Raw genomic sequence first — 20,811 nt, 5'->3', positions numbered from 1 at the left:
GAATTAGTAAGATGGAAGATGTGAAAATTGTGACAGGAGATAAGGAATATTTCAAAGAAATAGGAAAGATAAAATATGAAGGTCGTGAGTCGGATAACCCGTTGGCTTTCAAATTTTATGATGAAAATAAAGTCGTAGCGGGTAAAACCATGAAGGAACATTTCAGGTTTGCAGTTGCTTATTGGCATACACTATGCGGTACAGGAGGAGATCCATTTGGACCAGGTACTAAAGAGTTTCCTTGGTCTACTTCTTCAGATGTTCTAGGCAGAGCCAAAGACAAAATGGATGCAGCTTTTGAGTTTATCACTAAACTGGGCGTGCCTTACTACTGTTTCCATGATTTTGATTTGATAGATGAAGGAAGCACACTTGCAGAATCGGGCGAGAGGTTGAATGCCATTACGGATTATGCCAAGCAAAAGCAAGCCGAATCGGGTGTCAAGTTGCTTTGGGGTACAGCCAATTGCTTCTCGAATCCGCGCTATATGAATGGAGCAGCTACCAATCCTGATTTTGATATTGTGGCTTATGCTGGTGCACAGGTGAAAAATGCCTTGGATGCGACCATCAAGCTAGGCGGTGAAAATTATGTGTTTTGGGGAGGAAGAGAAGGTTATATGTCTTTGCTCAATACCAACATGAAAAAGGAGCAGGAGCACATGGCTCGGTTTCTACATATGGCCAAAGATTATGCGCGAACGCAAGGGTTTAAAGGTACATTTTTTATCGAACCGAAGCCTATGGAGCCGTCTAAGCACCAGTATGATTTTGATGCCGCTACTGTGATTGGGTTCTTGAGACAATACGACTTGTTGGACGATTTTAAACTAAACCTAGAAGTAAACCATGCCACACTGGCACAGCATACATTCGCTCACGAACTACAAGTAGCCGCAGATGCTGGCTTGCTCGGTAGCATAGATGCCAACAGGGGCGATTATCAAAATGGCTGGGATACGGATCAGTTTCCAGTGGATTTGTACGAAGTCACAGAGGCCATGCTTGTGATCTTGGAAGCTGGGGGTATTACCGAGGGCGGGATCAACTTCGACGCCAAGACCAGAAGAAATTCAACAGATTTGGAGGATATATTCTACGCACATATTGGAGGTATGGATGTGTTTGCTAGAGCCTTGCTTACGGCTCAGAATATATTGGATCATTCTACTTACAAAAATTTGAGGAAGGCGCGATACAGTTCGTTCAATACACTCAAAGGTAAAGAGTTTGAAGAAGGCAAATTGGACTTGGCAGCCTTGGCGGAATTGGCCGCTAAGAATGGCGAGCCGAAGCTCAGAAGCGGCCAGCAAGAGCTATTCGAAAACCTAGTAAACAAGTACATCTAGGATATAAAACATGGATTAGTATGAAAGTCGGTTCGTTATGAGTCGACTTTTTTTAGATTCCTAAAATTCTCATGAACTAAAACTACAACGCATTGAAAACGGAAAAAACAAACATACTTTACATTACTGCTATTACGCTGGTAGCTACTCTTGGTGGTTTTCTATTTGGTTATGACACAGGAGTCATTGCTGGGTCGGGACCATATGTCCAGCAGCTTTTCAACTTGTCACCTGCATTTTTTGGCTTTGTGGTGGCTAGTGCCCTGATCGGGTGTATGGGAGGATCGCTTTTGTCGGGGTATACCAGCAAGGCGATTGGAAGGCAGCGGTCATTGCTATTGGCTGGAGTACTGTTTTTTATCTCCGCTTTGGGTTCTGCATTACCAGATTCCGCTACAGAGCTGGTCATCTATCGATTGATCGGTGGAGTAGGTGTAGGCCTTGCGTCTGCAGTGGCGCCTGTGTATATCGCAGAGTTGGCACCAGCACACATGCGTGGCAAATTGGTGTCTATCAATCAGCTCGCTATTGTGATGGGCTTTGTAGTGGTGTTTTTTGTCAACTATGGAATTCAGGATGCTACAGATGTAGTTTGGAATCAGACTACAGGCTGGCGTTGGATGTTTGCGAGTGAGTGTGTTCCAGCAGGCTTGTTTTTTATTTTGGCGCTATTCGTACCCAAAAGTCCCAGATGGCTGGTGCTACAAGGTAGAGAAGAAGAGGCTCGACAAATATTGGATAAGGTGGATCCATCGAGTGCTGCACAAGAATTAGCAGACATAGAAGCTTCTTTGAAAAATGCGAATAGTTCTAGCTTTAGCCTCAAGTATCCTAAGATTGGTTTGATTTTATTGATCGGAGTGGGGCTTTCTGTATTTCAGCAGATCACAGGTATCAACGCCATTCTGTACTATGGCAATGCCATATTTATTAGTATGGGAGCAGGGGCAGATGCCGCTATGATCAATCAGATCGTGGTAGGCTTGGCGATGATGATATTTACTTGTGTCGCTATTTTCACGGTAGAAAAATTTGGCCGAAAGCCATTGATATTGATTGGTACGGCAGGCATGGGTGTCATGATTTTTGTATTTGGTCAGCTCATGTATATGGGCATATTGAGCGTAGCTAACTTAGCCGTTTTGGTGTTGTATATTGCGTTCTTCTCTTTTTCTCAAGGACCTATAGTATGGGTTTATCTTTCTGAAATTTTCCCTAATAAGGTGAGAGGAGTGGCTATGTCTATTGCCGTATTTGCACAGTGGTTGGCCAATTATGCCGTATCGCAGACCTTCCCTATGATGGCTGATGAGCAAGGGTATCTGTATCAGCAGTATAACGGGGCTTTTCCGTTTTGGATGTATGGTGTTTTTTGCCTGATCGCTGTCATTTTTATATGGAAGCTTGTGCCTGAGACTAAAGGAAAAACCCTCGAAGAAATGGAGCAGCTCTGGACCGCAGAAGAGAAAAATCAATAAACATACACCTGAGTCATATCCAGTGTTTAAGGCTCGTAGAGGCTAAACACTGGGTAATTTACACGACCTTCAAACCAAATTTTTGACGATATGCTCTAGGTGTTAGTGCTTTTGCTTTTTTGAAAATCCTATTAAAGTTGGAGGCATTTGTAAAACCACATTTGGCATGAATAATAGCAATAGGTGTATCCGATTCTATGAGCAGTTGACATGCTTTTTTTAGCCTAATATCGAGGAGGTATTCAGTAAACGAACGATATGTATACCGTTTGAAATAATGGCTGAAAGCTGAAGGAGACAAGTTGATGATATTAGCAGCCTCTTCTATTGCTATTTTTTTATCAAAGTGCTGGCTGATGTAATGGCAGACCTTTTCGATCCTATTGTCTACCGAGTCTTCAAAGTCGGACAAGTATGGTGTACTAGATAATGCCAAGCGATAGTCGGACTTGGACATGGTATGTAGCAATTCTAAAAAAGCAATAAAGCCTCTAAAATCAAACAGGTCGATCAAAGCAAGAATCTTGTTTTTGATCTCTATAAAATCTCTCTTTTTAAAAATTATTCCTTGTTTGGAGTCCTCTAGTAGCTTGGAAATGGATTGCATACCTTCTTTCTTGAGAAGGTTAAACTCAAAGAGCTCTTTGGAAAACTGAATCGTAATCACCCGTACTCCTTGTTGTTTTTCACTGCGCCAGGCATGCAATAGATTTGGCCCCACAAGGGCAATGTCGTTTTTTCTGAACCCTTCTTTAGAATCTCCTATAATGCGTGTACCATCCGTATGAAGCACTACATTGATCTCATATTCAGGGTGCAGATGCACAGGGTAGTCGAATTTAGCATCATAGTGATTTTGAATGGTAAAACAGGAATTGTCCCCAATTGGAGAAAGCTCTCTCTTAAATCTTTTCATGTATACGACATTTTTACCTTTTTGAATATGGCAATCTTAACTTCACGCTAGTAATCAATTAATACAAGTTTTAAGTTGATAACTTTAAGACTTTGATCTGTTTTGAAACTATCCAACCCAATAAAACAGAGATCAAAATGTGCTCCATGCACATACCTAGATACTTCCAACCCATACCATACGTGCCTTACATTGTTTTTAAATAGGTCGCTAATAGGCTTTATACAGATATATGAGACGTGTTTTGCAGGCATGTAGTATGACTAATGTATTAAAATAATGTGATCAAAAATATATAAAAAGATGTGCTATAACCTGTTTTTGGTAGCGTATGATTCTTTATAGTATCATTTTACGGCGTAAAAGTATCAATTGAGAGCTTTCATTACACTTAGTTTTGTTAAACGATCGATTAAGTAAAGAATATACAAGGCCGAAGAACAGTAGGATGTCCGGTAAACCTACAATAGTCAAATGCCTAAATAACCTAAGGGTAATAATTACGATTAAGCATGATTTATGAAACAAATACTACAGTTTAAAAAGAGATATTTATTGATGTCCTTGCTGTTTGTCAGTAAGGTGGCTTTTAGTCAATCTGATAATAAAGTGATCAAAGGTCAGGTAGTTACAGAAGAGGGCTCTGCACTGATAGGTGTACATGTACAAGTGACAGGTACTACTTTGGGTACCGCTACTGATGTAGACGGAGCTTTCAGGTTGTCGTTGCCTGATTCTGCTAAAGAAGTTACATTTTCTATGATTGGTTTTCAACGTCAATCTATAGATGTGAGCTCAGATATAAGAACAGCGTATAACATCTTGTTGGTAGAAGATTCTGATTTGCTCAATGAGGTCATTGTGATCGGTTATGGAACACAAAAGAAACAAGACTTTACAGGCTCGGTATCGACTATATCCAATAAGAACTTCGAAAATCAGCCCATACTCAGGGCAGACAATATACTGAGCGGTCGCGCTGCTGGTGTACAAGTAGCAGCCAATTCAGGTGCTCCGGGAGGGAATATTAAAATCAGAATCAGAGGAGCCAATTCGATCACTGGAAACAATCAGCCTTTAATAGTTATAGATGGGGTGATAGGGGCAGACATGCAAATGGTAAATCCTAGCGATATACAGTCTATGGAGGTGCTAAAAGATGCATCAGCGACGGCTATCTATGGATCTAGAGGAGCCAATGGTGTAGTAATGATCACGACCAAAAAAGGGAATGCCGATCGTACGATCGTACAGGTCAATTCCTTCTATAGCGTGTCTACACTGCCTACCAAGATAGATTACTTATCTGCTGGTCAGTTTGCTGAGCTGTACAATGAGTATGATCGTGAGATCTATTACAACCCAGCTTTTCCTTACCAGGCACCTTTTACTGATCAAGAAATTGATGATTTTTATATCAGTGGTGGTACCGATTGGCAAGACGAAATATTCCGTACTGCTCATGCTCAAAACTATGAGGTCTCTGTACAGGGGGGGAGCGACAAAGTAGCCTACTATTTATCCTCTTCTTACCTCGACCAAGAAGGGATTTTGATCAATACAGGTTTTAAACGCTTCAATCTTCGGTCTAAAATAGACATTGAACTTTCTGATAAATGGGACCTGAATCTGAGTGTGTCTGGCAGTAGACAAACAGGAAAAAACAATAATGATGTAGGTTCACAGTATGGTGCTATTGGGCGAATGCCTCAGTGGGTAGCTACAGAGCCTGTGTGGGATGAAAACGATGAGTTTTATAACAACACGCCAAACTATGGCGCCGTAACAGGTAATCCTGTAGGGCTACAGATGACTCAAAACTCTGATGTTATCGTAGACAATTACCTTCCATCTGGGGCACTTACCTATCAGGTGATCCCTGACTTGAGTATCAAATTTGCAGGAGCATTAGACATTAGAAATACCAATCATAGCTATTTCAATGACAATTATTTGCTAGAAGGACCAGGAGGTATTACCAGAGCAGGTGTTAATAATTTTAGAAAAACCAGAAGCCAATACAGTGTAGTTGCCAATTATAAGAAAGATTTTGGCATGCATAATATCGGCCTAACAGGTATATATGAAGGCACTTCTTTCAAGGATGAGGGGGCCTACGCAGAAGCCAGCGATCTCAATTCACCTACGCTTGGTTATTATAACCTGGCACTAAGCGGGACACAAAGAGCGTCTTCTTATTACTATGACGAATATTTAAATTCGATTGCCTTTAGGTTGAATTATACCCTTGCGGGTAAATATATCCTGACAGCTACAGTAAGGAGAGATGGATCTTCAAAGTTTGTAGGAGACAATCGATACAGTGTATTTCCATCAGCAGCACTGGCTTGGCATTTAGGAGATGAAAATTTTGTACAAAACCTAAATCTGTTTAGTACATTAAAACTAAGAGCAAGCTATGGCCTCACGGGCAATCAAGGCGTAGGCTCTTATGCTACCTTGCCCTATTTTATACAAAACCCTACAGTAGACTATTCGCCTGGAGGGCCGACAGCAGCTAGCGTTACGGGATTGGGGGTAGGCTCACCTGGCAACTCTGCCTTGAAATGGGAGACGACCAAACAACTGGATGTAGGGGTCGAACTTGGTTTTTTTGCAGATCGTCTTCGTTTCGAATTGGACTATTATCAAAAGACCACCAGTGATTTGTTGCTCAATTATCAGCTACCATTTTATGCAGGCAATGGTACCATCGTCTCCAATATAGGGGAAGTGACCAACAAAGGAGTAGAACTCATGATGATCGCTACTCCTATAGATCAGTCTTGGTTTCAATGGGATGTGTCGATGAACGTGTCGGTCAATAGAAACGAGGTAATGGACTTGGGTGAAGAGACACAGATTTTCCCATCTACCAGATATGCTGATGCCGATGCGCCACTCAATATCATCAAAGTAGGAGAGTCTTTAGGTACTTTTTATGGGTATCAGTACGAAGGCGTATGGAAGTCTTCGGAACTGGACGAGGCAGCTCTTTTTGGTAATGTGCCAGGGGATGCCAAGTATAGCGATCTAAATGGAGATCATGTCATAGATACCGAAGACTTACAGATCATAGGAAGAGCGCAGCCTAAGTTTTTATATGGAGTCAGCAATACATTTAAAATCAAAAACTTTGACGTGAGTGTATTGATGCAAGGCGTATATGGAGGGCAGGTGTACAACGGAATGTATCAAAAGTCTGTAGGCTTGTTTGGTCAGAGTCAAGCCTTTACTAGTCCAGATCATTATCAACGCTGGACGCTCTCCAACGAAGAGACTGATGTGCCTGCATTTAGCACAACTTCTCAGCTGTTTTCTAATAGCAGTCGGTGGTTGCAAGATGGCAGTTACCTAAGGCTCAAAAATGTAACCATTGCCTATAACGTGCCTACCGCTGAAATGGGACCCATATTTTCTAGCCTGTCTAGGCTACAGCTCTACGTGAGTGGAGACAATCTCTGGACATGGACGGACTATACAGGCTATGACCCAGAAGCCTCGTCCGCAGGCAATACCGTGGGAGGGGGATCTAATACTGATGTAGATCAGAATATAGATACAGGAGCATACCCGAGTCCAAAAACATTTATCGCAGGTTTAAAAATTGCTTTTTAAAATTCAGTAGATATGAAAAATTACACACGATTATTGATCAAATATACCTTATCAATTGCAGCATGCTTTTCGGTATGGTCTTGTACTGAATTGGACGAAAACCCAAAAGGACGACTCAACGATCCTGAAGTGGCTTTCCAAGACATTTCAAATCTTAATGCTGTTTCGATTGCGATGTACGCGGCCATACGTGGAGATGGCAGTTGGGCAGAGGGATTTGCCACTACCCAGTACATGACGACGATGTTTGGTGCGGATGATATAACCACCATTGCTGGTGGTAACAAAGAGCCTTTCAGAGAGTTCGACGAGTTTAGTAAATCGCCAAGCAATATTTGGATGTCGAATTTGTATAAAGGGTGCTACCGAGCCATACTCAATGCTAATGCTGTAATTGAGTATTCGAAATACACACAAGATGAACAATCAGCTATTGACAACTTGGTTGGCCAGGCACATTTTATTCGAGCATTGAGCTACTTCTATTTAGTCAGGAGTTGGGGAGAAATCCCAATGTACACCACGCCAGATGCTCCCATAGATCTGGGATTGTCTGAAGTGAGTGTAGTCTATGAGCAGATCATAGCAGACTTGAAAGAAGCAGAAGCCTTATTGCCCGATACGCAGAGTGAGGTCGGTAGACCCAAAAAGGGAGCTGCCATGGCACTACTTGCAAAGGTGTACCTGACCAAAGCAGGATGGCCGCTTAAGGATGAGTCTGCCTATGCATTAGCAGCCAGCAAGGCTGGCGAGGTCATTACCCAAAAGGGACGATGGGGATTCGATTTGTTACCAAGCTTTGATATGATCTGGAAGAGAGCCAATGACAATAGTTCAGAATCTGTATTTTCAATCCAATATGACAGAAATACAGGAGACGGCGCACATGCTAATCACCTGATTGGTACGGCATCGATGCCTAAGGAAGAAAACGGTTGGGAAGACTTCTTTTGTGAGCTTACTTTTTACAATGAATTTCCGGCTGGTCCGAGAAAAGATGCCACATTCTACACGGTATTTTATACCTCTGATGGTGGTGTGGTAAACTTCGAAGACAGTGATGCGCGTCACCCATATTACGCCAAGTTTAGAGATGGCGCAGTAGATGAGGCTCAGCCATGGGTAAACAATTTTCATACAGCAGCAGCTTATGCGCTGATCCGATATGCAGATGTACTGTTGATTTTTGCAGAAGCAACCGCACAAGCTACAGGAGTAGATACTCAAGCTTATGACGCGATCAATGAAGTAAGAAATCGGGCTGGTTTGCCTGACCTGACTGTTGGTTTGAGCAAAGCTGATTTTGTAAATGCCGTCATAGAGGAAAGAGGATGGGAACTAGCAGGCGAAGGCCAGCGCTGGTACGACTTGCTGAGAACCGAAAAGGTACAGGAGGTAATAGATAAACGTCATCCTGATGAACCAGTGAAAATCACAGGAGCTATCACGCCAGACAATTTTTATGCGCCTATACCAGAGGCCGAAGTCTTGAAAAATCCAAATCTAGCGAAATAACCTTTTAATCCATCCTGAGCCTATTTGTATGTGCCTGAATGTGAGGCTCATTGGGTGAATAGTACCCATTTTTAAAAAATTGATTTTAAGATATGTCATTAATGATAAAAAAATACGAGAAAAATCCCATCATATTTCCTGGTGGGGAAGACTTTCGAAAAGTAGTTACCTTCAACCCAGGAGCTGTTTTCGATGATGGGAAGTTTTTGCTTTACGACCGAGCGGCAGCAACTTTGAGTCCATTTCGTACAGCCATTGGTTTGTTTGAAAGCACTGACGGTAAAAACTTCACACCAGTAGGGGATCAGCCAGTATTTACCTCAGAGATGTTGGGATATCCTGAGGGAAGTGTACAAGACGCCAGAGTGGTCAAGATCGATGGAACTTTCTATATGAACTATGCTTTTCAGCCCTATGGTTTTGATTGTTTTCCTACAGGAGAAGGGGTGCCATTTTATGACACATCAAAATATACTGATTGGGCTAAATGTGAATACCCGATGATTACCAGATCTGGTATAGCAACGTCCCAAGACGGGATAAACTGGGAGCAGCTGTGTTTTACCTCACCAGAGGAAATAGATGATAGAGACCATGCTTTGTTTCCAGAAAAGATCAACGGTAAATTTTGCCTTTTGAGACGACCAATGGATTTTGTGGGAGAAGAATATGGCACTACTCAGCCTGGTATGTGGATTACATTTTCTGAAGATTTGCACGATTGGAGCAAACCTCAGTTGTTAGCCACGGCGCAAGAAGCTTGGGAAGGAGGTAAAATTGGCGCAGCTTGCAACCCCATAAAAACAAGCAGAGGGTGGCTCGTGCTATATCACGGTGTAGATGAAAATATCATTTATCGAGTGGGAGGGATGATGCTGGATTTAGAAGACCCTACCAAGGTGATCGCTAGAAGTATCAATCATATTATGGAGCCTACTGAGTATTATGAAAAATGTGGGTTGGTGATACCCAATGTCGTGTTTCCTACCAGCATTGTGGAAAAAGACGGCATAGGCTATATCTACTACGGGTGCTGTGATACCAGTATTGGTTTGGCCACAGTCAAAGTAGAAGATCTGGTAGACCATCTATTTGATAACTAAAATTACGATGAACGATAAGCTAGAGAGGCATCTTTAGCTTGTCGTTGTTGAGCAGAAACGAGAAAAACTATGATTAAGAAAATACAGGGCGAAATACGCTTTTTTAATGAAATGCCACGGGACATGCGCATTTTGTTGATGACCAATATGATATATGCACTTGTGCTTCCCATCATAGAGATTTTTGTGAGTGCTTATATCATGCGCAGTCTCAATAGCTCTAGTGCGGTGATTCTATATCAGATTACTGTGTTTACGGGTATTCCAATCACTTTCGTGCTCAATGGTTTCTTGTTGCGCAAGTTTAGTGTGAAGGGATTGTACAGTCTGGGCATGATTCTCAGTGGCATTTCTATTTCAGTAATGATGTTTCTCAAGGACATCACTTTTGTAGAAGTAGGTATTTCAGGGTTGTTGATGGGAATATCCTATGGTTTTTTCTGGTCTAACCGTGATTTTCTAGCGATTGAAACCACAGAAGACAACAATCGGAATTACTACTATGGGTTAGAGACTTTTTTCTATACCATCACGGGGATTGCGGTGCCAGCCGTTATTGGTTTTTTATTCGTCCTCACGTCTAGTTACAACTTATTCGATGGAGATGCTACGGCTGTTTATCGTGTCATCACGATTGCGGTGTTTTTGCTTACTGTGCTTTCGAGTATAGTGATACATCGCGGGTCTTTCAAAAACCCAAAAGTAGATCGTATTATTTACTTTCGATTCGATAAGCTGTGGCGAAAACTGCTGGTATTAGCCTCACTCAAGGGCATGACTCAAGGCTATCTGGTGACTGTGCCAGCCATTTTGATTTTAAGACTTGTAGGAGACGAAAGTACACTCTCCTCTGTTCAGAGCATTAGTGGTATTGTGACGGCCATTGTACTTTATGTACTTGGCAGAATAAGCAAACCACAGCATCGTATTTATATATTTTCATTGGGCTATGTCATCTTTTTTGTAGGAGCTCTGACGCACAGCCTTTTATTTTCATCCTTCGGCGTTATCGTTTTTGTCATGTGTAAGGTGCTATATCAGCCCCTACATGATATCGCTTATTTCCCGATTCAGATGAAAGTGATCAACTACTTGAGTGAATTGACGAAACGGAGCGAGTTCTCCTATATCGTCAATCATGAGTTCGGACTTTATGTGGGAAGATTCCTAGGCCTTTCCTTGTTTATCGTACTCGACTATTACATCTCCGAATCATTTGCGATTCGATATTCATTAGTGGTGATAGGCATCATACAGATGCTTTCTATCCCACTAGCAAAAACAATTATACAAGAATCTAAACATGAAAAAGCATGAAAAAAGCACTACACACTAGTCTAGTTTTATTATCGCTCGCTTTTTGTTTCCATTCGGTTCAGGCCAGCGAACCAGAGCCAGAAGAAACAATCAACAAAAAAGTTTATATGCACTATATGGGCTGGTTTGGAGCGACAGAAGAAGGAAACCATTGGAAAGATGGAGCACCGCGTGAGCCTTTGATTGGCTATTATGATTCCCAGTCATGGGCTACTCACTTATACCAAATCTTACTGTCATCTGCGTGTGGAGTGGATGGTATGGTGGTCAATGTACGTACCGAGTATGATGAAAATAGCCTCAAGGCAGTACTGCCTTCGCTCAAGCGTATCACAGACATAGATGCCACTTTTGACTACTCAGTAGCAGTGAGCTATGATGATCAAGATATGACTCAGGTGGCTGTAGAAACAGAATTGACGACCCTCAAGGATGATATTCTCACAGCTACAGATAATTACCTGTATAAAGATGGCGAACCAGTGATTTTCATTTGGGATTATAGTGGATTTCTGACTACAGACAACTATAGGACTGCCGTGTCAAATGTATTTACAGAAGACAGTCCCATTTTGTTGAGAAATGAGATCGAGGATTCAGAAAGTGATCCCAATCCCATTAACTCTTACTACCCTTGGGTACAAGGCTACGCCGAAGATGGAACCAACTGGGGAGAGGGATATCTCAATTGGTATTATAATACCATCAATGATAAGATCACAGCTGGCGATGTAGATTTTTCGACAGGTGCAGTATGGCCTGGGTTCGACGATAGAGATGCCAGTTGGGGGCAAAATCGATGGATCGATAGAAACGAAGGGGCTACTTATGAGAGCATTTGGGATATTGTACATGCCAAATCCGTAGAATGGGTGATTATCGAAACTTGGAACGATTGGAATGAAGGTACTGAGATCGAACCAAGTGTAGCGCATGGTTTTACATATGTAAACAAAACAGCTGCGAATATTGCCGAATTTAAGGGCGAGACAGCTACACTAGATGCAGACTTGCTATCTGCCTCTACCAAGGTATATGAAGCTGCTACGCTTATCGAAGCGGATGATAGAGACTACGAACTTTACTATCCAGTTTTAGAAGATGCTATTCAAGAGTTTATCAACAAAGACGGCGTTGCGGCTATTGAATTTTTGGATCAGATTATTGACGATGAGTTGGCCGAAGAGCCTGTAGAACCAGAAGAAAATGATGAGACCAAGCGAGTCTATATGCATTATTTGGGCTGGTTTAGCGAAGGTGAAGATGGAAACCATTGGAAGGACGGGGCTGCTCAGGAGCCAATCATTGGGCAATATAATTCACAAAGTTGGGCGACGCATTTGTATCACATTTTGCTATCATCTGCTGTAGGTGTAGACGGAATGGTAGTCAATGTAAGAACCGAGTATGACGAAGAAACTTTGAAAAAAGTGATCCCGTCTCTGCAAAGAATAGTGGACGTGAAACCTTCCTTTGATTATAAAGTAGCCGTAAGCTACGACGATCAAGACATGACGAAGACGTCGGTAGAGACTGAATTGACCACCCTCAAAAATGACATCATAGCCGAGACAGACAATTATTTGTATAAAAATGGCGAACCAGTGATTTTTGTATGGAACTACGATGGATTTCTTACCTCAGATGATTATAGGGATGCAGTATCCAATGTGTTTGGCGAAGAAAAACCAATTTTACTGCGAAATGAAATAGATTTTGAAGCTAGCAACGAGGCCATAGATTCTTATTATCCTTGGGTGCAGGGGTTTGATGATAAAGGAACCATCTGGGGTGCCGATTATCTAGATTGGTATTATCGTACATTGAAAATCAGAGAAGAGATCACGTTTGCTACTGGCGCAGTATGGCCAGGGTTTGATGATCGCAAGGCGAGCTGGGGACAAGACCGTTGGATAGATAGAAAAAACGGGGAGACTTATCAGGAAACATGGGATTTGGTACATGACTATAGTGACGATGTACCTTTGAACTGGATCATTTTAGAAACTTGGAATGATTGGAATGAGGGAACTGAAATAGAGCCAAGTAAGGAGCATGGATTTACTTACATGACCAAGACAGCAGAAAATATAGCCACATTCAAGGATGTAGAAATAACAGTAAACGACGATCTTTATTCAGCCTCTACAAAGATCTATCAAGCCGCACAACTTATAGAATCGGAGACGAGAGATTATGATACCTTCTACCCTAAGTTGGAGCAGGCTATTGCCAAATTTGTAGAAAAAGATGCGACAGGATCTATCGCACTCTCTAATGAGATCATCAACAACGGTAGTGTACTGGGTGGCATTCCTGAAGCTTTAGCACTAGAATTCAACATCTATCCTAACCCTGCTACAAGTGAGACTAATTTCTCATTAAACCTTGCACAACCACAACCTGTGTCTATCAAAGTGTATGGTACTGGAGGTGAGCTAGTCGATCAAATAGTCAGAGAGACCTTGCAGGCTGGTACACACGAGTTCAATTGGAATGCAAAAGGGCAAACCGGTTTGTTTATTATTCAAATGGAAACCAATACAGGTATAACACACAGAAAGTTGATTATTAAATAAAAAGGGTTAACTACTTAGGTTTGATTTAGGGCTTCTAGTTTTGAATTTACAGTTTTGGGTTTGAGTGATAATTATGGGATATAATTGATTACTAGAGTGAATATGAACAAGAAGATGGAAGTACTAGGCCTATTCACAACAACAATGATTTGACGATTAATAGGGCGTTTTTTAGCTCAAAGTCTTTAGGTCGCAAGGACAAACATAATTTAGATTGACCTAAGTAGTTTTTTCAAAAAATGATAAATATGTATAGATATAGTTGGGTCCTTTTTATGAGCGTGTGGGGGTGTTTTTCGGCCTGCCAACCTGATCAGCAAGTGATAAAAGAAACCCCAGATGTAATCATTCACTACATGAGTTGGTATGGTGATCAAGATGCAGGAGAGGACTCTTTGCGGCATTGGCAGTTTGGACACGCCAATCAACCACTGATCGGTACTTACGATTCTCATCGTAAATCAACTTTGTTTTATCACCTATTATTGGCTTGGAGTGCGGGGATCGATGGAGTAGTGGTGAATGTGAAAGATGAATATGATCGTGTCGGAATGGGTTTGGTCTTGGAAGCGATTCAGGAGCTGGATAGCTTGTCTGATAATGGGTTTGATTTCAAATTTTCGATCAGTTTCGACGACCAAGGGTTTGATCTGGCAGCACCATTGGACACCACTTTGTTTAAGTTGGAGCAGTTCAAAACAAGCTATGTTGATCACAATCCACACTATCTGAGGTATGACCAAAAGCCTGTTTTTTATTCTTTTGATTATCCAAACAAGTACCTCACAGCTGAGCAACTCCGCCAATCTCTTGATTCTGTTTTTGGAAAAGATCAAGCACTGCTCATTTGGAATACTTTTGGAGAAGGGGAAAATACACAGGATTATGTGGATGCTTTTTATCCTTGGGTACAGCCAGGAGGAGCTTGGATGGCAGATGGCTCAAATTGGGGTAAACCTTATCTAGATTACTTTTATGACCAAGTAAATACATTTGAAAATAAAGTTTATCCATTTGTAGGAGGGGGCGTATGGGCTGGGTTTGACGATAGGAAAAATACTTCATGGGGAGGCAATAGACTCATATCTCGTGGCGGTGGAGCTATCTATGATTCTACCTGGATGTACATCCACAAGTATCACGGAGAGATACCCATGAAGTATGTGATGATTGAGACCTGGAACGACTGGAACGAAGGAACGGAGATAGAACCGAGTGTGGAAAATGGATTTCAAAACTTAATCCAAACAGAAAAACAGATCAGCAAGCTAAAAGGAGAAATTGCTGTAGATGATCATTTGAAATATGAAGTAGCAGTTGCGATTCAGCAGGCGATGTATCAGGCAGAGAAAGACGCTTCTATAAGTATAGATATGGCACATGCAGCTATTCGATTGTTTTTGAAAAAAGACTATGCAGCATCAAAACAGGTCTTGAATTAAGGTCAGAGATTGAAGTATGTGAAACAAAACCTCTAGGGCATTTACTGTCTTAGAGGTTTTCTGTTTTTAATATTTCTTCGGATGTATGAATCCATACTTTCTTTTAACGATCCATATTAACTTGCATGCCGACACAGCATGAAACTAAAATTAGTATCAACAACACACATACACACTAATATCGATGTCTAAAATTTATTCACTCAAAGGGAAAATTCAGAATTATGCTTGGGGCGGGCAGGAATACATCCCCCAATTATTAAATATCACTGCAGAAGACAAACCTTACGCCGAATACTGGATGGGTGCACATGTAAATGCACCTGCTTTGGTCTCTGGTAGCGAAGGAGAAGAGACATTGGATGGCTTGATTGCTAAGGATTTGATGGGTAGTTTGGGTAGTGCGATCGCTTCTAAGTTTGGCCGATTGTCGTTCCTATTCAAAGTACTAGACGTAAAAGACATGTTGTCCATACAGGTGCATCCTACCAAGGTAGAAGCAGAAAAGGGCTTTGCTCGAGAGAATGAGCAGGGTATACCGCTCAATGCACCACATAGAAACTACAAAGATGACAATCACAAGCCCGAAATCATGGTGGCGTTGAGTGAGTTTTGGTTGTTGCATGGTTTCTTGCCAGAGGATCAGTTGGTGGCTGTGCTACAGAATACGCCCGCCTTTGAAGGCTTGGAGGGAGTATTTGCTACTGGAGGGTATCGGGCACTCTATCAGCATGTGATGGAGCTTAGCGACGATGAGAGCAATACGATGCTACAGCCATTGGTCGATCGTATTTTGCCGTTGTATCGAGCAGGAGAGTTGGATAAGTCGTCTCCAGATTATTGGGCAGCCAAGGCTGTAGATACTGCTACAGAAGTAGGTGCGCTGGATCGAGGAATTTATTCGATATACTTTTTCAATATCGTAAAGGCAGAGCAAGGTCAGGCAGTATTTCAGGGCGCGGGTATTCCTCATGCTTATTTAGAGGGGCAAAACATGGAGTTGATGGCGAATTCTGACAATGTGCTTCGTGGAGGACTCACACCTAAGCATGTAGATGTACCTGAGTTGCTCAAGCATGTGGAGTTCAAGGCTACACACCCTCAGCTATTGTCTGGCGAACTACAGGCCGATGGTTTGGAGAGAATATATGTCAGCCCAGCGCCAGATTTTCAATTGAGTAAAATAGACCTAGGTTCTAATGATATTTATCAAATGACGGGACAAACGGCCGAAATATTGATCGTGTTAGATGGAGAAGCAGAGGTAAAAGAAGATGGAAAGGTATTGACCTTAGGGAGAGGGGAAGCAGCTTTTGTTTTGGCTGGAGCCAATTATCAAATCACCACCAAGAGTACGGCTACTTTGTATAAAGCCTCTGCGCCAGTGGATTGAATAGATGGAAAAAAGAAACCTGCTATTTGCCGAAGCGCCTAGCAGGTTTAACCAATCTATCCTGAAACAATACTAAATCATTTCAGTAGGCGGTATAATTATAGTCGTTCAACGTTATTATTTCCTCGGTGACTGGCAACCTCAATCAGGTTGAAGAAGAATTGAAAAACGGGAGATCGTGTAGAACGAAGTAGACCAATATGAGAAATAAAAACGGAGACTCGTAAGAGTCTCCGTCTTGCCATTCAAAAAACCACCAAAATAAATTGTTATCAGATTTTAGGGTGTAGGAAAACACATTACACTGGAAGTCTGAAGGCTGTTATTGAAACAGGTCTTAATTTTTTTATACTTTCATTTGATGACTAGGATACTGCTGTGCCTGATAGGAGCGAACCAGCTTGCCCAAAGTCAGGCCTTGATAGAGTACTGAGCAAACGACCACAACATAGGTCATGGTGACAATGATTTCTTGACCGGGAAATCCTGTGAGTGAAAGTGAAACGGCTACGGGTAGCCCACCACGTAAGGCCCCCCATGATAATACGGAAACCGTTCCTTTGTCAAAGGCATGAGTGTTAGCCAAAAATTTGATAGGGAGAAACACACTGATCCACCGAGCAAATAGCACAATGTTAAGAGCAAAAAATCCTGCGGCGAAGTAGTCTAATCTCAGCGGAATCACGAGCATTTCAAAACCTATGAGTACGAAGAGCATGGCAGCCATAGACTCTTCCATCAGTTGCCAAAACTTAAAAACGTACGCACCTACGGCACTTTCTCCATCACTAGATTTTTCGGAATTTCTAATAACCAAACCAGACAAGACGGCTACTAGCATCGAAGATACATTGAGATAGTTGGCTACGTAGGAGCCTACCATCACGAGAGCCATGGTAATCAACACTTCTACTTGTGCTTCGTCATTGTCGATATATTTGAGTGCTTGATAGCCCAGCCATCCGAAGAAGAGACCTACGATCAAACCGCCACCTAAATCTCTCAAAAATACCCAAATAGAACCTCCTAAGCTTAGTGCGCCAGTGATAGCTTGCTCTTTGTACAGACTCATCAGAACTAGGGCAAGTACAATGGCAATTCCTCCATTGAGTAAGGATTCACCTGATATTTTGTTTTCTAATTCATTGGAAAGTTGGTGTCTTTGGATCATTTTGGTTACAGCTACTGGGTCTGTAGAAGAAATCAGTGCCCCAAAGATCAATGCGCCAAGGTAGCTGAGCTCGATATTCATAAAATCAAGCATGTAATAAACGAATGTACCGATGACAAAAGTGGAAATGAGTACTCCAAAGAATGCTAAGACAATTACAGGCACAAGCTGTTTGCCGAGTTTCCCAAAATCTATATTGAGCGCACCTGCAAATAGCATAACACTGAGGACAAACCTGATCAGTACATCTTCCATATCATAGGCTTTCACATGTTCGGCCAAATGAAACTGGGGAAATGCCAGACCAAATATGAGTACCAAAAAGGAAAGTAATAAGGCTAAAATACTCAACCCTATAGAGGATGGAAGTTTGAGGTAGAAGGTATTAAGGAAAATAAATAATCCCGAAAAAAAGATCAATACCGCAATGATGTCGAATATTTGCATAGCTCTAACTTTAAATGAAAATGCAATGGGTGCATTTTTTCAGATGACTAAGTTAGGTTCCTCTAGGCAATGCTAGACTCTGCATAAACTGGTATTCTGAGCTCAGTATTTTTACTGAGCGTCAAATCAGCTTCAAATGAGCGGCTTTTTTAATGAGTTCTGCGGTGTTTTGCACGTTGAGTTTTTTCATCATATTTACTCTGTGCGTATCTACGGTACGGGCACTTACGAAGAGTTGATCAGCTATTTCTTTGGTGGTTCTTCCTTCGGACACCAACTCTAATACCTCCATCTCTCTATCCGATAGCTTTTTGTGTGATTCGCCTTCTAGTGCCATGTTGCCAATCATGAGTTGAGATATTTCACTATTGAAATACTTTTTGCCCAGAGCTACGGCCTCTATGGCGGCGATCAATTCATTTTCGTCAGCATTTTTTATCAAGTAGCCATAAGCGCCATTGCGGACGGCTTTTACTACATATTGGCCTTCAGCATGCATGGTCAGTACGATAAATTTCGTTTCAGGATTTTTGTCTCTAGCTTGTTTGATCGCATCTAGACCGTTGGTTCCAGGCATGGAAATGTCCATAAGAACAACGTGAGGGGCCGCCTAATCCATCAGTTTAAATAGCTCCTCTGCAGAAGCTGCTTCTCCTATGATGTCCAACGAATTGTTTTTTGACAATAGAGAGATAATACCCTCGCGAAATAATTGGTGGTCGTCTGCTACTATGATTTTGATCTTGCTCATTCGATTGGTATTTCAATTTCTAAAGTGGTACCGGTAGGTTGACTTTCTAATTCTAAAGTGCCGTTGACAAGCTTTACACGTTCTTTCATATTGCGAAGGCCATTGCCATTGGTATGTTGGTTGGGGTTGAATCCCACACCATCGTCTGACACAAAGAAACTCACATGGTTGTCAAATGCTGTAATAGATAATTTAATTTCTTTTGCTTTCGAGTGTTTGAGGGCGTTGTTGATAGATTCTTGTGCGATGCGATAGAGCGTGATTTGGATAGAATCATCGATTTGGGTTTCGCTAGGCATGTCATTTTTATACCTGATCTGAATATCACCACTTTCGTTGATCTGCTTTACCAAGTTGCCAATAGCCTCTCCTGCACCGAAATCAACCAAGACGCTAGGCATCAGATTGTTGGACATTCTTCTGACCTCTTGGATTGTTTCATCTATCTGATTTAGAATACTTTTTTTAGTGCTTTCAAGCAGTTCTGCTGACTGAATTTTCATTTTCAATGTAGTGAGCATGGGACCCAAACCATCATGCATTTCTTTGGACAGTCTTGCTCTTTCACCTTCTTCTCCGTTGAGTATAGAGCGTTGGTTTTCTAGTAGCAGTCGTTGTTCATTTTTCTGATACTCTTGAAGTTTTTCCTTCATTTGTTTTAGGGCTTGCCCTAGCTTGTCCTCATCGCTTAATAGTTCGTAAGTAGCTTGAAAGTTTCCTGCACCGATTTCACCTGCAAAGACGATGGTTTGATTGAGTGCATTCACTAGTTTGTTGAGTGCATTGATCATATAGCCAATTTCGTCATGGCTGGTCTGAGGAAAGTCGTATGGATTTAGAATTCCTTTAGACATGTCGGTGAGCTTTTGCTCCATTTCTACAATAGGACGCACCATTTTTTTTGATAAATAATAAGAACCAATTAATACGAAGAGAATGATAAAGAGTAGCATGACCATGAGGTTGTTTTTCAACTCTTCTAATGGAAAAAGTGCTTCTTGTCGGTTTATTTCGGTTAAAATCGCCCATTTCAATCCATTAAGTTCAAACTTCTCATAGCTACTAAATACTTGAGTGCCTCGATAATCGTTGATCAAATCTTCTCCTGGTTGATTGTTGAAGGCACGTACCACGCCCTCTGATTTTACTGTTATATTTTTTGGGCTTCTTTTAAGAAATCGAGATCTCGTACGTAGTTTAAAGTCTGCCCCAACGATGTAGGATTCGCCTGTCTGTCCGAGCCCTGTACGTTCCAATAGAATACCTTGAATCTCAGGTTCTTCAGTGATGGCAATGAGGTAGCCCCCCTCAGTTTTAGAAATAAACCCTACTGTGATTTGACTAGAAGGGTTGTGGTGTGTCATGTCAAATAGTGTAATTTGATCTGTGATATTTTCAGGTTGCACTTTGGAAGCGATGGGGTAGTAGTCCAAAAGTGTATCTGGTATCGTAGCATAGATGCCTTCGTGGAAAAAAAGTTCAGATGGTTCTGTTTTGTTTGGATTTTCGAGTCGGAGTGAAAAAGCCTCAAATCTGTCATTCAATTCCTTTCGAATCTTTACGATTTTCAGCTGTTTCACAGAGGAAAGCTGAAGCAGTACTCGTTCTTTGAGTGCGGTATCAAATTGGACATAGAATAAGTAGGATAGTAGCGCCGTAACTACCAAGGAAAGCCCGATCATAATCAGTGCTAACTTATTGCCAATATTAAGTTTGTTAAACAGCATCGCTG

General features: G+C 41.6%; 14 protein-coding genes and 1 pseudogene. 9 read left to right on the top strand and 6 right to left on the bottom strand.

Features of this window, described 5'->3' with window-relative positions; genetic code table 11:
* Positions 1-11 precede the first annotated feature (11 nt).
* Entirely contained in the window at positions 12-1,349 is a 1,338-nt protein-coding gene (gene xylA / locus N7E81_RS18605; protein WP_263051109.1) for a xylose isomerase, read from the top strand.
* Between the two features lie 92 nt (positions 1,350-1,441).
* Positions 1,442-2,827, top strand: a complete 1,386-nt coding sequence (locus N7E81_RS18600; RefSeq protein WP_263051108.1) for a sugar porter family MFS transporter — start codon at positions 1,442-1,444, stop codon at positions 2,825-2,827.
* Between the two features lie 58 nt (positions 2,828-2,885).
* Here N7E81_RS18600 and N7E81_RS18595 read toward each other — a convergent pair whose 3' ends face one another.
* Positions 2,886-3,743 (bottom strand): helix-turn-helix domain-containing protein, encoded by an 858-nt coding sequence (locus N7E81_RS18595; RefSeq protein ID WP_263051107.1) that lies wholly within the window; start codon positions 3,741-3,743, stop codon positions 2,886-2,888.
* A 519-nt stretch (positions 3,744-4,262) separates the two neighbouring features.
* On the opposite strand from N7E81_RS18595, the gene N7E81_RS18590 reads away from it, so the two are divergent.
* The 7 genes from N7E81_RS18590 (at position 4,263) to manA (ending at position 16,710) form a co-directional block, all read left to right on the top strand.
* Entirely contained in the window at positions 4,263-7,361 is a 3,099-nt protein-coding gene (locus N7E81_RS18590) for a SusC/RagA family TonB-linked outer membrane protein (protein ID WP_263051106.1), read from the top strand.
* A 12-nt stretch (positions 7,362-7,373) separates the two neighbouring features.
* Positions 7,374-8,876, top strand: coding sequence for a RagB/SusD family nutrient uptake outer membrane protein (locus tag N7E81_RS18585; RefSeq protein WP_263051105.1), 1,503 nt, complete (start codon positions 7,374-7,376; stop codon positions 8,874-8,876).
* 101 nt (positions 8,877-8,977) lie between these two features.
* Positions 8,978-9,979, top strand: a complete 1,002-nt coding sequence (locus tag N7E81_RS18580; RefSeq protein WP_263051104.1) for a glycoside hydrolase family 130 protein — start codon at positions 8,978-8,980, stop codon at positions 9,977-9,979.
* 69 nt (positions 9,980-10,048) lie between these two features.
* Positions 10,049-11,296: an MFS transporter gene (locus tag N7E81_RS18575; protein WP_263051103.1), complete on the top strand. Its 1,248-nt coding sequence runs from the start codon at positions 10,049-10,051 to the stop codon at positions 11,294-11,296.
* Complete coding sequence (locus tag N7E81_RS18570; RefSeq protein ID WP_263051102.1) at positions 11,293-13,875, top strand: T9SS type A sorting domain-containing protein; 2,583 nt, start codon at positions 11,293-11,295, stop codon at positions 13,873-13,875. Before N7E81_RS18575 ends, N7E81_RS18570 begins: the two co-directional genes overlap by 4 nt.
* Before the next feature lie 248 nt (positions 13,876-14,123).
* Entirely contained in the window at positions 14,124-15,317 is a 1,194-nt protein-coding gene (locus tag N7E81_RS18565; RefSeq protein ID WP_263051101.1) for an endo-1,3-alpha-glucanase family glycosylhydrolase, read from the top strand.
* 184 nt (positions 15,318-15,501) lie between these two features.
* Positions 15,502-16,710, top strand: coding sequence for a mannose-6-phosphate isomerase, class I (gene manA, locus N7E81_RS18560; RefSeq protein ID WP_263051100.1), 1,209 nt, complete (start codon positions 15,502-15,504; stop codon positions 16,708-16,710).
* Positions 16,711-17,056: 346 nt separating this feature from the next.
* Here manA and N7E81_RS18555 read toward each other — a convergent pair whose 3' ends face one another.
* The 5 genes and pseudogenes from N7E81_RS18555 to N7E81_RS18535 form a co-directional block, all read right to left on the bottom strand.
* Positions 17,057-18,328, bottom strand: a complete 1,272-nt coding sequence (locus tag N7E81_RS18555; protein WP_263051099.1) for a cation:proton antiporter — start codon at positions 18,326-18,328, stop codon at positions 17,057-17,059.
* 121 nt (positions 18,329-18,449) lie between these two features.
* The gene (locus tag N7E81_RS18550; protein ID WP_263053103.1) at positions 18,450-18,665 is read right to left on the bottom strand and encodes a response regulator transcription factor; all 216 of its coding nucleotides are present in this window, start codon (positions 18,663-18,665) and stop codon (positions 18,450-18,452) included.
* A 72-nt stretch (positions 18,666-18,737) separates the two neighbouring features.
* A pseudogene (locus N7E81_RS18545) lies at positions 18,738-18,920 on the bottom strand (response regulator); the annotation flags it as partial.
* An 18-nt stretch (positions 18,921-18,938) separates the two neighbouring features.
* The gene (locus N7E81_RS18540; protein ID WP_263051098.1) at positions 18,939-19,079 is read right to left on the bottom strand and encodes a response regulator; all 141 of its coding nucleotides are present in this window, start codon (positions 19,077-19,079) and stop codon (positions 18,939-18,941) included.
* The gene (locus N7E81_RS18535; protein WP_263051097.1) at positions 19,076-20,806 is read right to left on the bottom strand and encodes a sensor histidine kinase; all 1,731 of its coding nucleotides are present in this window, start codon (positions 20,804-20,806) and stop codon (positions 19,076-19,078) included. The genes N7E81_RS18540 and N7E81_RS18535 overlap by 4 nt, the downstream gene beginning before the upstream one ends.
* Positions 20,807-20,811: the final 5 nt, after the last annotated feature.

The sequence above is a fragment of the Reichenbachiella carrageenanivorans genome (assembly GCF_025639805.1).
Taxonomy (GTDB): domain Bacteria; phylum Bacteroidota; class Bacteroidia; order Cytophagales; family Cyclobacteriaceae; genus Reichenbachiella; species Reichenbachiella carrageenanivorans.
Note: the sequence above shows the minus strand (reverse complement) of the source record. Positions and strands in the feature narration are given on the sequence as shown.

Excerpts from the sequence above, each read along its gene's own strand:
- N7E81_RS18575 (WP_263051103.1), top strand. The coding sequence starts at position 10,049 with ATGATTAAGAAAATACAGGGCGAAATACGCTTTTTTAATGAAATGCCA.
- N7E81_RS18555 (WP_263051099.1), bottom strand. The coding sequence starts at position 18,328 with ATGCAAATATTCGACATCATTGCGGTATTGATCTTTTTTTCGGGATTA.
- xylA (WP_263051109.1), top strand. The coding sequence starts at position 12 with ATGGAAGATGTGAAAATTGTGACAGGAGATAAGGAATATTTCAAAGAA.
- N7E81_RS18595 (WP_263051107.1), bottom strand. The coding sequence starts at position 3,743 with ATGAAAAGATTTAAGAGAGAGCTTTCTCCAATTGGGGACAATTCCTGT.
- N7E81_RS18585 (WP_263051105.1), top strand. The coding sequence starts at position 7,374 with ATGAAAAATTACACACGATTATTGATCAAATATACCTTATCAATTGCA.
- N7E81_RS18580 (WP_263051104.1), top strand. The coding sequence starts at position 8,978 with ATGATAAAAAAATACGAGAAAAATCCCATCATATTTCCTGGTGGGGAA.
- N7E81_RS18540 (WP_263051098.1), bottom strand. The coding sequence starts at position 19,079 with ATGAGCAAGATCAAAATCATAGTAGCAGACGACCACCAATTATTTCGC.
- N7E81_RS18590 (WP_263051106.1), top strand. The coding sequence starts at position 4,263 with ATGAAACAAATACTACAGTTTAAAAAGAGATATTTATTGATGTCCTTG.
- N7E81_RS18565 (WP_263051101.1), top strand. The coding sequence starts at position 14,124 with ATGTATAGATATAGTTGGGTCCTTTTTATGAGCGTGTGGGGGTGTTTT.
- N7E81_RS18570 (WP_263051102.1), top strand. The coding sequence starts at position 11,293 with ATGAAAAAAGCACTACACACTAGTCTAGTTTTATTATCGCTCGCTTTT.
- N7E81_RS18550 (WP_263053103.1), bottom strand. The coding sequence starts at position 18,665 with ATGGCACTAGAAGGCGAATCACACAAAAAGCTATCGGATAGAGAGATG.
- manA (WP_263051100.1), top strand. The coding sequence starts at position 15,502 with ATGTCTAAAATTTATTCACTCAAAGGGAAAATTCAGAATTATGCTTGG.
- N7E81_RS18535 (WP_263051097.1), bottom strand. The coding sequence starts at position 20,806 with ATGCTGTTTAACAAACTTAATATTGGCAATAAGTTAGCACTGATTATG.